This is a genomic window from Pseudidiomarina mangrovi (genome assembly GCF_003999375.1).
Classification (GTDB): Bacteria; Pseudomonadota; Gammaproteobacteria; order Enterobacterales; family Alteromonadaceae; genus Pseudidiomarina; species Pseudidiomarina mangrovi.
In genome coordinates this window covers 299,300-312,367 of sequence record NZ_RJLC01000014.1, presented here as the reverse complement: position 1 = coordinate 312,367, position 13,068 = coordinate 299,300, and the positions used below count along the sequence as shown (strand labels likewise).

Below are 13,068 nucleotides of genomic sequence, written 5' to 3'. Positions count from 1 at the left end.
TACTCAATGCGGTCAGCCTCGGCTGGCCGCATTTGTTTTCGAACAACATCTGGGAAAACCAATTACGGAACAAGCTAATGCGCATTGCCCGCACGTTAACACGCTCTAGTTTGCTGTTTGCTAGCATAATCTGGTTAACTGCCTGTACCAGTTATCAGCAGCTACCCTCGGAAAATTACGACCGCCGTATCAAGAGCCTAGTATTGCACTACACCGCTATCGATTACGCCGACAGCGTGCAAGCCTTAGTGCCGGCACCAGGGCTGAGTTCGCACTACCTGATACCACAACGACTAGACCCCAGTTATCCTGAGCAACAACTCAAGGTCATGCAATTGGTGGCTGAGCAGGACCGTGCTTGGCACGCCGGCGATAGTTACTGGCAGGGTCGCGAGCAACTCAACGATACCTCTATTGGGATTGAAATTGTTAATGTGCCGCAATGCCAATGGGACCATAGCGTCAGCTCTACGCGCAGCGAACATGCTCCGCACCGGCTCTGTAGCTATCCTGACTATGACCCCATGCAAATTGAGTTACTTATTGATTTAGCTAAAGATATTCTGGCACGTAATCCTGATATTCACGCCACTGCAGTAGTCGGTCATGCCGATATAGCACCGCTGCGTAAGAGCGACCCAGGCCCGCGTTTTCCTTGGTATCAGCTCTATCAGCATGGTATTGGCGCTTGGTACGAACAACCACGTTTAAGCCATTACTGGCTGCAGTTTAATCAACAACAACCGAGTCTGAGCTTACTCCAAGCGGCGTTAAACGCTTATGGTTATGGCATCATTGAAACCGGTCGTTATGATAGGCTGACCGAAGCAACTTTGAATGCGTTTCAAATGCATTTTTTACCTTGGCAAGTCGATGGCCGCGCCAATAGTTATACCGCCGCCGCTGTATTCGCTTTGCTTGAGCGCTATTTCCCTGAAAAACTGCAACCGCTGTGGCAACGTTATCAACATGAACTAGAATTCATGACTGAGGTGGGTGAGCCACCACAGCTACGCAAAGGGCAAATTGACCGGAGTTTTCCAGAAACTGAGAGTGAGCGTTCTGATCGGTCTCTGGTCAATGACCGTTTGCCTTTTAAAGCCTATCAGGGCCGCGGCAGTATTGAATTAAAAAGCAATCGCGATGCTAAGGTGAGTATTTTAGTGAATGGTCAACAGCTATCCTTGGCAACCCCACTGAAAGCCGGAGAGAGCTATAACTATAGTCTGTCGCGGCGCACCCATACTGGTATTAATACACTGCATGTAGCGGCTATTGAGCCGGTTGATGCAGAAGTTCAAGTAACCGTGCCATATCCGCAATTAATCGATCGCACTGCTGATTACAGCAATACCTTTGAACAAGTCGATGCGCTTATCAAGGCTGATATCGACAATGGCTTCCCCGGTGCTGTGCTGCTGGTAATCAAAGATGGCGCTATCATCAAACATACGGCTTATGGTTATGCGCGGCGCTATGACCAGCAGGGCCAAATGCTGATCAAGCCATCACCAATGACCCTAGATACGCTGTTTGATGTGGCTTCTAATACCAAGCCCTTCGCCACAGGTTTAGCTATCATGCAATTGGTTGACCGTGGTTTGTTAGACCTCAATCAGCCGCTATATCACTATCTGCCGGAATATCGCGGTGACGGCCGTGAGGCGCGCTTAGTTCGTGATTTGCTGACACATCAATCGGGCTATGACGCACAAGTGCGTTTTCACGATCCGGACAATGCTTTCGGTCGCGCGCTATTCTCACAGCAAAAGCAACGTACCGAGCAGTTATTGCTCAACAAAGTTCCATTTCAACTGAGCAACGGCATGCGGGCGCGCTATAGTGACACCAATTTTATGTTACTCGGATTGCTGGTTGAGCGCATTAGTGGCATGCCCCTTGATGATTACGTTGAGCAACAGATTTATGCGCCTTTAGGGCTGCGTAATAGCTTGTTTAATCCGTTGCAGAAAGGCCGTAAAGCGGAGCATATAGCAGCCACCGAATTGGCCGGTAATAGTCGTGGTGGACGGGTAAACTTCCCCAATGTGCGCGCTTATACGTTGCAAGGAGAAGTGCACGATGAAAAGGCCTTTCACTCGTTTCATGGTGTGGCCGGACATGCCGGGTTATTTACCAGCGCAGCCGATCTCGCGGTACTGATACAAAGCCTGTTAAATGGCGGCGGCTATGGTGATGTTCAATTATTTAACCGCAGTATTGTCGAAGCCTTCAGTAAACCGCATGAACGCGACCACAGCTTCGGCTTAGCCTGGCGCCGTGCTGCCGATGGCGAGTTGCGTTGGCATTTTGGCCCCTATGCAAGCGCCAGCGCCTATGGCCATACTGGCTGGACAGGCACAGCGACAGTGATTGACCCGGCCCTTGATCTTGGCATTATCTTACTCACTAATGCGCGTCACAGCCCAATTGTTGATGAGCCAGAAAATGGTTATCAGTTCCTTGGTAAAACCCAAGAGACGGGTAATTATGGGAGTATTATCAGTGCTATTTATGAAGCACTGTTACATCGCTAGCATGGCCGCTAAGTTATAGCGGCTGCAACGATGGAATTGCGCTAATACCAAGCCCGGGCGTTTGATTGAGCTGAATGCTTGCAGCCTCAAAAAGACAACCACCAAGGACTGGCTGAGTACTGGCTAAACTTGGGCTATCGAGGTCAACTTTTGTGATCACATGACTTTTTGCTGCGGCCAAGTGAGCGGCGGCAGCCACACTAACACTACTTTCTAGCATACAACCGATCATGCATTCGACCCCGTAGAGCGCACATAAATCAGCAATCCATAACGCTTTTGATAGTCCTCCAGTTTTCATCAATTTAATATTGATGATATCGGCAGCGCCTTGTTGTAACAGCGTTAATACCTCACGTGGGCCAAACGCACTTTCATCGGCCATCACTGGCGTCAGCACACGCTCAGTAATAAATTTCATACCCGCGATATCATGCGCTGGTACCGGCTGCTCGACCAGTTCAAGCTCTACTCCTGCGCGCTCCAACTGTTGCATAGCATACACGGTCTGCTTTGCGGTCCAGCCCTGATTGACATCCAAACGTAAACTCGCCCGCCCAGCAACGTGCTCGGCGATTGCGGTTACCCTGGCTATATCGTCGTGCAGATTGGTGCCGATTTTTATTTTTAAGGTACGGTAACCACGAGCTAGCGCATGCTCGCTGTCGGCTAGCATTTTATCAATGCTATCCACACTAATGGTCACGTCGGTCTCTAATTGCCCGCTATGAGCACCACCACCAAGCATACGGTATAGCGGTTGTTGATGGGCTTGTGCCCAGAGATCATATAAGGCTATTTCGACCGCAGCTTTGGCGCTAGTATTATGCACCAAGCTGCTGTGTAAGCGCTGCAGCAACTGGTTAAAGGCATAAATCGATTGCCCTATTAGCTGTGGCGCAATCACCGACTCAATCGCGGCAATAATAGCACCATGACTGTCACCGGTGATCACCACGGTGGCAGCTGCACCGCCGTAGCCAATATGGCCACTGTCGGTGTGAATCAACACGATAATGTCATGTACGGCATTGACTGTGCGCAACGCCGTCTTAAATGGCGTGATCAATGGTACTTGTAAGCGCCGTAATTCAATCTTCGTGATATTCATAGCAACCTGCGTTAACGAATCGATTTAATCGCATAAATGCGATTGAGATAACTATCCTGCTCATTCACATACAACGTAGTCAAAGGCGTCACTGACACACCATTGAGAATACCTTTATACGGGTTACCATCGGCATCACGATAACGCAACCCATGCACATCATGAATCACATATGGCTCATCGCCAACGTGCCCGATATACATCACCACGTGGCCGGGTAAATAGAGTAAATCACCCACATTTAATTCGGCTAAGTACTGCAATTTTTCCGCCACCGGCGTGTCCGCCTCGAAGCGAATATTATGGCCAAATTCACCATGGCCCTGCTGGCCACTATTGCGCGGCATTTCAATGCCCATGGTACGATACACCTCAGAAACGAATCCTGTGCAATCACGCGCATTGTAGTCATGCCCCCAACCATAGCGCTCGCCTAAAAAGTTGAATGCCTGACGCAGAATATTTGCCTCAGTATAGGGCAAATAGCCAATCTGGGTGGCTTGATGCCGTGCGATCAACGCCGGTGCCAAAGTTAATTGACCGGCACTATCGCGCTGTGGGAGCAGCACCGCATGACTGGCATAGGGATTTTGGCCATGTAAAGCGGTACCCACCTCGGCAGCGGTCAATAGCGGTAAACGAGTACTCATGTCCAACTGCAATTCAGAATGCGCTGGCTGATGCGGATTATAGTTGGTCCAAGCCTTTGCTGCTGTGACCTGCAAAAATGGTTGCCGTTCAGCGTAGGCCAAGACACTCTGGCGTTCACCAAGCGCCACATAGCGTGCTTCTATCCATGCCAAATAATGATAGGACTGCGCTAAATACCACTGGCCATCAGCACTGGTGTGCACAATCGCTAAGGGCCAGCCAGGAAAAACTGCGGTTTCTTGAAAACGATCGATATCCAAATCATCGACCGCACTGTACAACTTATCGTTGGTTGGAAAAGTCCGCATAGCGGCTCGCTGTAGCGCTAGCCCAAACCGAATCGGGTTTTCTTGCTGTACCCCAGCGATATTCGCCGCCGCCCGATAATCAGCCAGCTGAGCTTCGCTCGCTTGCTGACCATTAGCATAAAACCGTGGATATTTGGGTACTCGACTAATGCTGTCAATAGCCTGCTGTAACTGCTCAGCGGACCATGCCTGCGGCAACGATGATAACTTCACCATTTCTGGCTGCAGGGCATAGGTTTGCTGATTAAAGGCTTCAATAGCATCAGCGTTGAGCAGCACTGCATCAGGCTGCGGTCGCTTAGCTAACCAATAATCAACCTGTAACTGCGCGGTGCTGACACCAAGCACATCATGCTGCGCTGCTGGCTCAATGCCATCAGTTAAGGCATCAGTGCTGGGTATTGGCTGGCAACCCGCCAATAACAAGAGCAATAAACAAACGACAACACGCATAACTAAATATCCTTTACCTCAATTTCTACAAACTAGCCTTGATAGCTTCTCGGCACACGAGCGCCGACCCGAGTTACTAATTCATAACCAATGGTACCAGCCCATTGTGCCACCTCATTAACAGGGAGCCGAGCGCCCCATAATTCCACCTCATCACCCAGCTTTAACTGAGGATAAGCTGTCGCATCAATGGTGATCATATCCATGGACACAGTGCCCACTAATGGCAACCGTTGCTCGGCGACCCAAACTGGCGTTCCGCTCGGCGCGTGTCGCGGATACCCATCAGCATAACCGATTGCCACGGTGGCAATGACACTATCACGAGGAGCGCACCAGCGCGAACCGTAACCGACCGCATCCCCCTGTTTCACCTGACGCAAACCAATGACTGGGGCAACCAGACGCATCACGGGCTTTAATGCGGCAGTGCCTCCAGGCAAGCCCGGATCAATGCCATACAACATAATGCCGGCCCGACACCAGCGCCGTTGGTCCGGCTGCTGCAAGCTGCCAAAAGGCTGTAATAAGGCCGCACTATTGGCCAAACTCAGATGATTAGCAGACCTGGTTAATGGCTCAAATTCGGCGAGCTGGCGGTTATTCAGCGGGTGTTCGGCCTGTTCGGCATTGGCAAAATGGGTCATTAAGGTGACTTCGGCCACTTGCTTGGCCGCCGCCAAGCGTTGGCTCACTGCGGCGATTTCAACACTAGAAAAGCCCAGTCGATGCATGCCTGAATCGACTTTTAACCAAACCTTTAATGGCGTTTGCAGCGGGCTTGCTAATAATTGCTCGAGCTGATGCTGATTATGCAGTACCGGTTGCAAATTATAGGCTTCACACAACGGTAGCTCAGCGCCACTAAAACAGCCCTCTAACAACACAATAGGCAGCCGGCAGCCAGCTTGCCGTAACTGCAACGCCTCATCGATAAAAGCCACTGCCAGCGCATCCACATAAGGCTCAAGCGCAGCCGCAACCGCGGCACTGCCATGCCCATAGGCATTGGCCTTAATCACCGCTAACAAGGCTTGCCCAGCGGCGAGTTGACGTGCTAATTGAGCATTATGACGCAGCGCGGTAAGGTCAATTTCTGCGCGAGTAGGGCGATAAGTAAGCGCATGGTCGGCCATTTAAAGTTTCCGCAAGCGCAAATCTTCAAAGTTAAAACTAAAATCAGCCGCCGGGTCAATCTTCTCGATCAGCATACCTTCAATAGCGCCATTCATGCTGGTGGTGAAGCGCACATAGGCATCGGCTTCATGGGTTCGGTCGTCCCACCGCACTACATACGTGGTGCCGCTGACGTGAAATAGCTCGCCAGCAATACGAGCCGAGCGATGCGAGCGTAACCGCAATGATTGCTGGTGCTGCTCAATACTAATGTCACCAAACCAAGGGTCTCGATAATATCCGAGTAGCGGCGCTATCAAAGCTGGATCAACCGCTTGTGTGGTTGGCTCGGTAAAGCGTTCGGCCCGTCTTTGATTCTGTTGTGCGCGCCAAGCTTTGGTTTGTGCGACCCAGTCCTGTTGCTCACTGCTGGTGTAGCTTTTAATCAAGGTTTGAATCAAGGCAGTACGGGCATCACTATTGGATTTATTCAATAACACTAAGAAGCCAACATTACGCTGCGGTAGAAAGGCAAGGTAAGCATTCATGCCGTGCAGGGTGCCAGTATGATGAATCAGCAACAAACCATCGACATCGTTAATTCGCCAGCCATAACCATACGCGCCAAATAAGGTATTGTTCCATTGCTTAGCCTGCGAGCCCACTGGAGTCAGTGTTTGTGGTTTCCACATTTCCGCATGATTTTTACTGCTTATTAGGGTCTGTTGGTTGCCTTCGTCATCGCTATAACGGCCCTGCGCTAACTGCATTTTCATCCATTCGATCATCGCGCTTTGGCTGCAGCGCATGCCGCCCGCTGCCACTGAGGGAATACGTTGATCAGCAAAATCACGGCGCACCACTGTCGGCACCCCGTCGATATCGCCATGGGGCTGCGCTAACAATGAGCGTTGCGCCTCAGGTACAATACCGGCAAAACAGGCGGTCATACCTAACGGCTGTAACAAGCGTTGCTCGACAAAATCTTCCCACGCCATACCGGCGACTCGCTCAGTTAGCTCACCGGCTAATACGTACAGAATGTTATCGTAGGCATAGCGAGAGCGAAAACCGCGATCCATGGGTAAGTATCTTAGCCCTTTGAGAATATCCTCGCGAGTGAAGTCATTGGGCGTTGGCCAAAACATTAAATCGCCGGCTCCCAAATTAAGCCCGCTACTGTGGATCAATAAATCGCGCACGCGAAACTCTGCAGTGATCCACGGATCGGAGGTACGAAACTCTGGCAAATGATCGATAACTCGATCATCCCAGCTCAACTTGCCCTCATCGATCAGCAGCGCCAGCGCCGCACTAGTAAAGTTTTTACTGACCGAGGCTATCTTAAATAAGGTATTGGCTGTGACTGGCGCTGGGAGTCCGTGTTCCTGCACCCCATAGGTATTGGCAAATACCACCTGCTGCCCTTCCACCACGGCAATGGCAACGCCAGGTACCGCATAGCTCGCCATGACCTCGGCAACGGTTTGATCAATACGCTGCGCTAGCTGCTCAGCACTCGGTTGACTAGCGTGGCTGGAAGCCACCGATATCAGTAAGCTGACAGCGATCAGCAAATGCATAAGCGATCGGTCTATCATAGTCATGCTACTCCATACATAAGAAGGTTACTGCCCGGCATCCGTTAACTCGAATAACTGCCCCTGCAGCACGGCATGGGTGATACGAGCACCTTGAGCAAGAAAAAAACTCGCATTTTCATCGGGCTGGGGCTGGGCGCTGGGCGGTCTAGCCGGATTAACAAGCACCGGCCATGGCGTCTTGACCTGCAGCAGCGCTTGGTCACCCATAAAATGGCTATAACCCTGCTGCAGCAGCTGCTGATAGTCGCTATGCTCGAGTGATAACCCAGTGGCCGGAATAGCATAGCCATTCCCCACACGATAGCTCAGCCCTTGGCCATTGAAACGTTCGAACGCATTGACGGTAGAATGGTCACCCACACTCTCAATCCGGCCGTGACTGCGGTTTTTAGTTCGGCGAATAGCGATATCCACCTGATAAGACTGCTGTTCAGCTGACACTGTTAGATCGTCAATCAGCAGATCGTGAAAGCCATTAGTGCGATTCAGCGGGATCTGCCAATAACGTTCAACATCGGCATCACGATTGGATTCATTGGCAATATCGAGCAGTGCTTGGCTGAGCATCGCCCGATTCAAGGCTCGCGCCACCTGCCGATCGGGGTCATTAAAATAGGCGCCCGACTCCAGTAAAATGGTACTGATACCAAATGCTGAGAATAAGTCACCAAAGGCGCGCCATTCATAGGTATCGTTATAGCGCCCAGTGTGTCCTGGTAGGTGAGTGTCCATTACTGTCATCAGTCCGGCAATGACCTGCATGGCGCGCTGGCGGCTAGCATTGACCGATTTACTCACATCAAACGCTGGCGCCAGCACCGAAATGGTTGCAGGATACACGGAGCCGCCAACGGCATAATAATCATTCTGGTCATGTAAGTTAAAAGCAAAGGCAGGTTTAAGTTGTTCCGCTTGCTGGCGCAGCAAACGCGCTTCTGGAGTCTGTAGCGCTTGTGCATCTCGGTTGATATCAATACCTTGCGCACTCTCCCGTTGCGCACGCTCGGCACCGTCCGGATTCACCATCGGAATGATATGTAGGGTGAGCTTATCTATCCAAGTGGATCGCCAGTCGTCATCCTGCGCAACCCGCAGGAGTAAATCCAGCACCGCGGCCGTAGCGGTCGATTCATCGCCATGCATCTGCGACCACATCAGCACCACGGTATCGCCCTGACCGACCGTTAGACGATAGATCGGGCGGCCCTCAAACGACTGACCAATAACCTGCCGGCTGATCCATTTGCTGGCTGCCAAGGCATCGAGCGGCCCTTCAATATCAGCTAGGCGCAACTGGCGTTGTGCTAATTCGGCAACCACAAATTGATCTGCTGGGTCGGCAGCAAGGCGTTTTTGATGCATAGGTTGAGCCTGTGGGGCACTCGTCATGACCGTCATACTGAGCACCATTATAAAAGTGAGCAAACGCTTAATCATGAATCCGCCCAAACCATTAAGAAGACTTTAATTTACATGAATTACCATCTAGGATGCAGACTAAAGGGTGTGCTAGTTGAAAGTCAACAATAGGAGAATAAACCGCTATGAATCGACGTGGATTTATCAAAGCACTGACGGCCGGTGCTGTAGCAAGCGCTTTGCCAACGCAGATACTGGCTACACCGCTCCTGCAAATGGCAGCGCCAGAACAGCCGCTATTATTACCAAAAGCGTTAAAAGCTGGTGACACCATTCGCTTAGTCGCGCCTGCCAGTGCGCTGCCCGATCGCCATTACATCTTTATTGCCAAAGAATCGTTTGAGGCCATGGGTTTCAAGGTACAACTGGGGCAGCATGTATTTGGCCGCTTTGGTTATTTATCCGGCACCGATCAACAGCGCGCTGATGATGTCAATCAAGCTTTTGCTGACCCAAGCGTTGATGCCGTGGTAGCGGTCCGCGGTGGCTGGGGCTGCAATCGCATTCTCAATCTCCTTGATTACTCAATGATTAGTCGCAACCATAAAGTATTGATGGGCTACAGCGATATTACCGCGCTAATCAATGCCATCTATGTAAAAACTGGTCTCGTTTCTTTTCATGGCCCGAATGGTTATTCGCATTGGGAAGACTTTCAAGCGCAACAGGTACGCGATGTGCTGATCGATGGCAAAATGACCACCATGCAGAATTACAAAGAACAAGAAAAAACCCTCACCATGATGACCAACCGTACCACCACCATCAACTCAGGTCGTGCGCAAGGTATTTTGATGGGTGGTAATCTTACGGTATTCGCAAGCCTTGTCGGCACGCCGTTTTTCCCCGATCTGCGCGGTAAAATTCTGGCCCTCGAAGATGTTGGGGAGGATATCTATCGCATTGACCGCTTCTTATCGCAGCTACAATTAGCCGGTCATTTAGACGGTGTAGCCGGAATAGTTTTTGGTCATTGCACCGATTGTGACCCCGGTAACGGGTTTGGCAGCTTTACCTTACATGAAGTGTTTGAACACTACTTCAAGCCACTCGGGGTTCCGACCTATACCGGTGCGCAATTTGGTCATATTCGTAAAAATCATATTTTGCCAATGGGCCTTCCGGTAGAGCTAGATGCCGATGCTGCAACCGTGACACTAATGATGCCGGCGGTGCGATAAATTATGACCAAATGGCTGGGATTGCTATGGCGGCTCAACACCCACACTTAAACAAGCCATTAAACGATCAAACATAGCCACTTGCAGGGCTGATCGGCCGCCTTGGTTTAGCACTAGCCACTCGTCTAAATCAAGCAACCAGTCAAGCGTGATCTGCGTTTTAGGCAAGCGTTGCGCCAACCATGTGAGTAAACGCATTTCGTCTTGCCGTAGCTGCCGTGAGTCAAAGCTCACGGTAAACGCATTCAATTGCGGTGCAATATCGGCGAGCCTAGCAAATGCCTCTGTTAACTCTGGTGTCTTGAAGTCGGCCTTATCTGCCTCACTTTGCCAGCGAGTTACTAGACTGAGATCGGAGTCACCCTGACCCCACGCAGCAATAATCCATAGTATGGCTGATTGTTGTTGAAGCGGTGTCCAACCTTGTATGGCTTGCACTATTTTGGTCGGGAGCAGGTCGGCATCCAACAGCGCTTTTGTTAGTGCCGTGCGTTGTCGCGATTGCATGAGAGCGGCTCGGCGGGCAGCAAGCCAACGCATCGCCGCGAGTAGTCCCTGATAGAGCTGCTGAGCCACCAACCACACCAGCTTAAGGAGCATGACCACGGTATTGGCAAGCAAGATAATAGCCTGATACAGCAGCAAAAATAGCATATATACCAGTTGTAGTTGCGCGGCTTTCTTACCGCGTACCTGCACCCCAAATAATTTAGCCGATGAACGGTTAGGCTTGATCCAGTTAAAACTACCCAACTGATTACGCGTTGATAGTGTCACCCCACTTTTTGCTAGGTTTATTTTGGTTGGCCCTTTGCCATAACGACCACGTAGCCGAAATTGACCATCTTGTAGCGCTACCTGCGTACCTTTCAACACGCCTTTCGATAACCGCACGCCGTGACTGGAATTAACCGTTAAATTAACCCCTGCTGCTTGCACTTGTGCGCGCAGCGCTGCTGCACTGGTGCGACTTACTCGAGTATAGCGGGTGCGATGTTCAATCCGAACCTGGCGGCCATATTCGTCCTTATGGCCGAAGTTTGTCAGCTCAAACTCAGTGTTTTCTGGTTTGTTCATACTCTCTAATTACTTGTTAGTTATTCGACATCAACCAAAGCACCAGCCAAGGTACCGCATTGAAGACAATCACTAGAATTTTGTAAACCGCCATCGCACTGTAGTGAATGGTTGCGAACTGCTCATTGGTGAGAGCAAACCAGCGTCGGTGTAAGCTATAAATTCGCTCGCCACCAGCGATCAAAAGTACCCACCAAAGCAACAAAACTGCGTAATTAACAAGCAAACAATACAGCAGGAAATCTTGAATGTGTAAGCTATTCATCGGCTTTCTCTCTAGGTAACGAAGACTACCTTAGTTATAGCAGATTAAGGCGCGGGCGCTTGATAGTGGTAGAGATTATTTTGCTCGCCATAGATTTCTAGCTGGCCTTGGGCTTGAAAACCAAGCTTCACCAACAGCTTATTTGAGCTGACATTGTTGGGTTTGGTAATGGCTAAAATGGTGGCCAACTGGCGCGCGCTTTTTAACACCGCCTGCGCGGCTTCAAAAGCATAGCCGTGGCCACAAAAATCAGGCAACAGAGCATAGCCGATATCGGCATGGGGCAGTTCGGGTCGCTTTAACAAGCCGCACATACCAATCGGCGTATCTGACTGCTTCAGCGCCACCCGGCATAAGCCAAAACCATGCTGTTGGTAACTGGCAAGCGGGCCATTCAGTAGATAGTTTTCGGCATCGGCCACGCTGCGAACCTGTTTGTCTGCAATGTTCATAATGAAACTGGGTTGGTTCAGCAAATTCACAATAAACGCGGCGTCGCTTAGGGTAAACGGCCTAATGGTCAGCCGCTCGGTGGTCAACTGCAGGTTGTTATTCATAATGGCGCTCTGGAGTTATGGCAGATAACGAAGTAAACGCCACCGAGAATGAAGTTACCGGCAAAAGCCAGCATAGCTAGCGCTGTTAACACCCATTTCTGGTTGAGTAAAGTCATTGGTAGCTATCCGTTGGCGTCATAATCGCTGGTTAACGCGCTTATAAATAGCATTATTTTAACGCTTAGCCACTGCAATGACATAAACGAGGAGTTTATCGTCGATTACTTCATAAACCAGACGATAGCCAACAGCACGCAACTTAATTTTATACACAGAATCGTAGCCGCTTAACTTGTGCGCTGCGATTCGCGGATTAGCAAGCCGTTCAACGAGCTTCTTTTTAAACTGATACTGAATAGTTGGCGATAGTTTTTGCCATTCCTTCAGCGCGCTTGGCAGGAAATACAGCTCATAACTCATCGACCGATACCGCTATGGCCTGTGATTTTTCATCACGACGCTGCTCAACAAGCTGACCGAGTTCATAGTCTTCAAGTCGCTCCATCAGCGCCTCATAAGTAGCAGCCGGGATCAAATAAGCGGCTGGCTTGTTATGATTTAGCACTGCAATAGGCGCTCCGTTGGACTGCTCCACGAGTGCCGAAGGATTTTTCTTCAATTCTGAAACGCTGACTGACAAGCTCGCTAAAACACGCTGCATAACCACCTCTTCACACCTAAATATAAGCCAAAAAAAAGACCAAAATAATGGTCTTATATTAGGTCAAACAATCAGCTTTTGCCAGATTATTTAGCGGAGGTGAAGGCAATGGGCCCGGCGGCTTCAGT

The 13,068-nt window shown here is 50.3% G+C and carries 12 protein-coding genes; 2 read left to right on the top strand and 10 right to left on the bottom strand.

The annotated features are described in order from the left end of the window. Positions 1 to 77: 77 nt before the first annotated feature. Positions 78 to 2,537: a penicillin binding protein PBP4B gene (gene pbp4b, locus EFO84_RS07345; protein ID WP_127347395.1), complete on the top strand. Its 2,460-nt coding sequence runs from the start codon at positions 78 to 80 to the stop codon at positions 2,535 to 2,537. A 13-nt stretch (positions 2,538 to 2,550) separates the two neighbouring features. Here pbp4b and EFO84_RS07340 read toward each other — a convergent pair whose 3' ends face one another. The 5 genes from EFO84_RS07340 to EFO84_RS07320 are packed head-to-tail and all read right to left on the bottom strand — an operon-like array spanning position 2,551 to position 9,178. After that, positions 2,551 to 3,648, bottom strand: coding sequence for a dipeptide epimerase (locus EFO84_RS07340; RefSeq protein ID WP_127347394.1), 1,098 nt, complete (start codon positions 3,646 to 3,648; stop codon positions 2,551 to 2,553). A gap of 11 nt (positions 3,649 to 3,659) precedes the next feature. Continuing rightward, a complete protein-coding gene (locus EFO84_RS07335; RefSeq protein WP_127347393.1) occupies positions 3,660 to 5,060 on the bottom strand; it encodes a C40 family peptidase in 1,401 nt (466 codons plus the stop codon). 32 nt (positions 5,061 to 5,092) lie between these two features. Next, positions 5,093 to 6,196 (bottom strand): alanine racemase, encoded by a 1,104-nt coding sequence (gene alr / locus EFO84_RS07330; protein ID WP_127347392.1) that lies wholly within the window; start codon positions 6,194 to 6,196, stop codon positions 5,093 to 5,095. Beyond that, on the bottom strand, positions 6,197 to 7,777 hold the full coding sequence (locus EFO84_RS07325) for a serine hydrolase (protein ID WP_164742403.1): 1,581 nt from the start codon (positions 7,775 to 7,777) through the stop codon (positions 6,197 to 6,199). 27 nt (positions 7,778 to 7,804) lie between these two features. After that, a complete protein-coding gene (locus tag EFO84_RS07320; protein ID WP_164742402.1) occupies positions 7,805 to 9,178 on the bottom strand; it encodes a M14 family zinc carboxypeptidase in 1,374 nt (457 codons plus the stop codon). 146 nt (positions 9,179 to 9,324) lie between these two features. Between EFO84_RS07320 and EFO84_RS07315 the strand changes: the two genes are divergently transcribed. Continuing rightward, the gene (locus tag EFO84_RS07315; RefSeq protein WP_127347389.1) at positions 9,325 to 10,380 is read left to right on the top strand and encodes a S66 peptidase family protein; all 1,056 of its coding nucleotides are present in this window, start codon (positions 9,325 to 9,327) and stop codon (positions 10,378 to 10,380) included. Between the two features lie 24 nt (positions 10,381 to 10,404). On the opposite strand, the gene EFO84_RS07310 is transcribed toward EFO84_RS07315, so the two are convergent. From EFO84_RS07310 to EFO84_RS07290, 5 genes are all read right to left on the bottom strand, one after another. Next, positions 10,405 to 11,457, bottom strand: a complete 1,053-nt coding sequence (locus EFO84_RS07310; protein WP_127347388.1) for a DNA-binding protein — start codon at positions 11,455 to 11,457, stop codon at positions 10,405 to 10,407. 16 nt (positions 11,458 to 11,473) lie between these two features. Then, on the bottom strand, positions 11,474 to 11,722 hold the full coding sequence (locus EFO84_RS07305; protein WP_127347387.1) for a DUF6868 family protein: 249 nt from the start codon (positions 11,720 to 11,722) through the stop codon (positions 11,474 to 11,476). A 44-nt stretch (positions 11,723 to 11,766) separates the two neighbouring features. Further along, on the bottom strand, positions 11,767 to 12,279 hold the full coding sequence (locus tag EFO84_RS07300) for a GNAT family N-acetyltransferase (RefSeq protein WP_127347386.1): 513 nt from the start codon (positions 12,277 to 12,279) through the stop codon (positions 11,767 to 11,769). Between the two features lie 174 nt (positions 12,280 to 12,453). Further along, complete coding sequence (locus tag EFO84_RS07295) at positions 12,454 to 12,699, bottom strand: type II toxin-antitoxin system RelE family toxin (protein WP_127347385.1); 246 nt, start codon at positions 12,697 to 12,699, stop codon at positions 12,454 to 12,456. After that, positions 12,689 to 12,940 carry a type II toxin-antitoxin system Phd/YefM family antitoxin gene (locus tag EFO84_RS07290; protein ID WP_127347384.1) on the bottom strand — a complete coding sequence of 84 codons (252 nt, stop codon included), beginning with the start codon at positions 12,938 to 12,940 and terminating at the stop codon, positions 12,689 to 12,691. The genes EFO84_RS07295 and EFO84_RS07290 overlap by 11 nt, the downstream gene beginning before the upstream one ends. Positions 12,941 to 13,068: the final 128 nt, after the last annotated feature.

Excerpts from the sequence above, each read along its gene's own strand:
- EFO84_RS07340 (WP_127347394.1), bottom strand. The coding sequence starts at position 3,648 with ATGAATATCACGAAGATTGAATTACGGCGCTTACAAGTACCATTGATC.
- EFO84_RS07335 (WP_127347393.1), bottom strand. The coding sequence starts at position 5,060 with ATGCGTGTTGTCGTTTGTTTATTGCTCTTGTTATTGGCGGGTTGCCAG.
- EFO84_RS07295 (WP_127347385.1), bottom strand. The coding sequence starts at position 12,699 with ATGAGTTATGAGCTGTATTTCCTGCCAAGCGCGCTGAAGGAATGGCAA.
- EFO84_RS07300 (WP_127347386.1), bottom strand. The coding sequence starts at position 12,279 with ATGAATAACAACCTGCAGTTGACCACCGAGCGGCTGACCATTAGGCCG.
- alr (WP_127347392.1), bottom strand. The coding sequence starts at position 6,196 with ATGGCCGACCATGCGCTTACTTATCGCCCTACTCGCGCAGAAATTGAC.
- EFO84_RS07290 (WP_127347384.1), bottom strand. The coding sequence starts at position 12,940 with ATGCAGCGTGTTTTAGCGAGCTTGTCAGTCAGCGTTTCAGAATTGAAG.
- EFO84_RS07310 (WP_127347388.1), bottom strand. The coding sequence starts at position 11,457 with ATGAACAAACCAGAAAACACTGAGTTTGAGCTGACAAACTTCGGCCAT.
- EFO84_RS07320 (WP_164742402.1), bottom strand. The coding sequence starts at position 9,178 with ATGACGGTCATGACGAGTGCCCCACAGGCTCAACCTATGCATCAAAAA.
- EFO84_RS07305 (WP_127347387.1), bottom strand. The coding sequence starts at position 11,722 with ATGAATAGCTTACACATTCAAGATTTCCTGCTGTATTGTTTGCTTGTT.
- EFO84_RS07325 (WP_164742403.1), bottom strand. The coding sequence starts at position 7,777 with ATGATAGACCGATCGCTTATGCATTTGCTGATCGCTGTCAGCTTACTG.
- EFO84_RS07315 (WP_127347389.1), top strand. The coding sequence starts at position 9,325 with ATGAATCGACGTGGATTTATCAAAGCACTGACGGCCGGTGCTGTAGCA.
- pbp4b (WP_127347395.1), top strand. The coding sequence starts at position 78 with ATGCGCATTGCCCGCACGTTAACACGCTCTAGTTTGCTGTTTGCTAGC.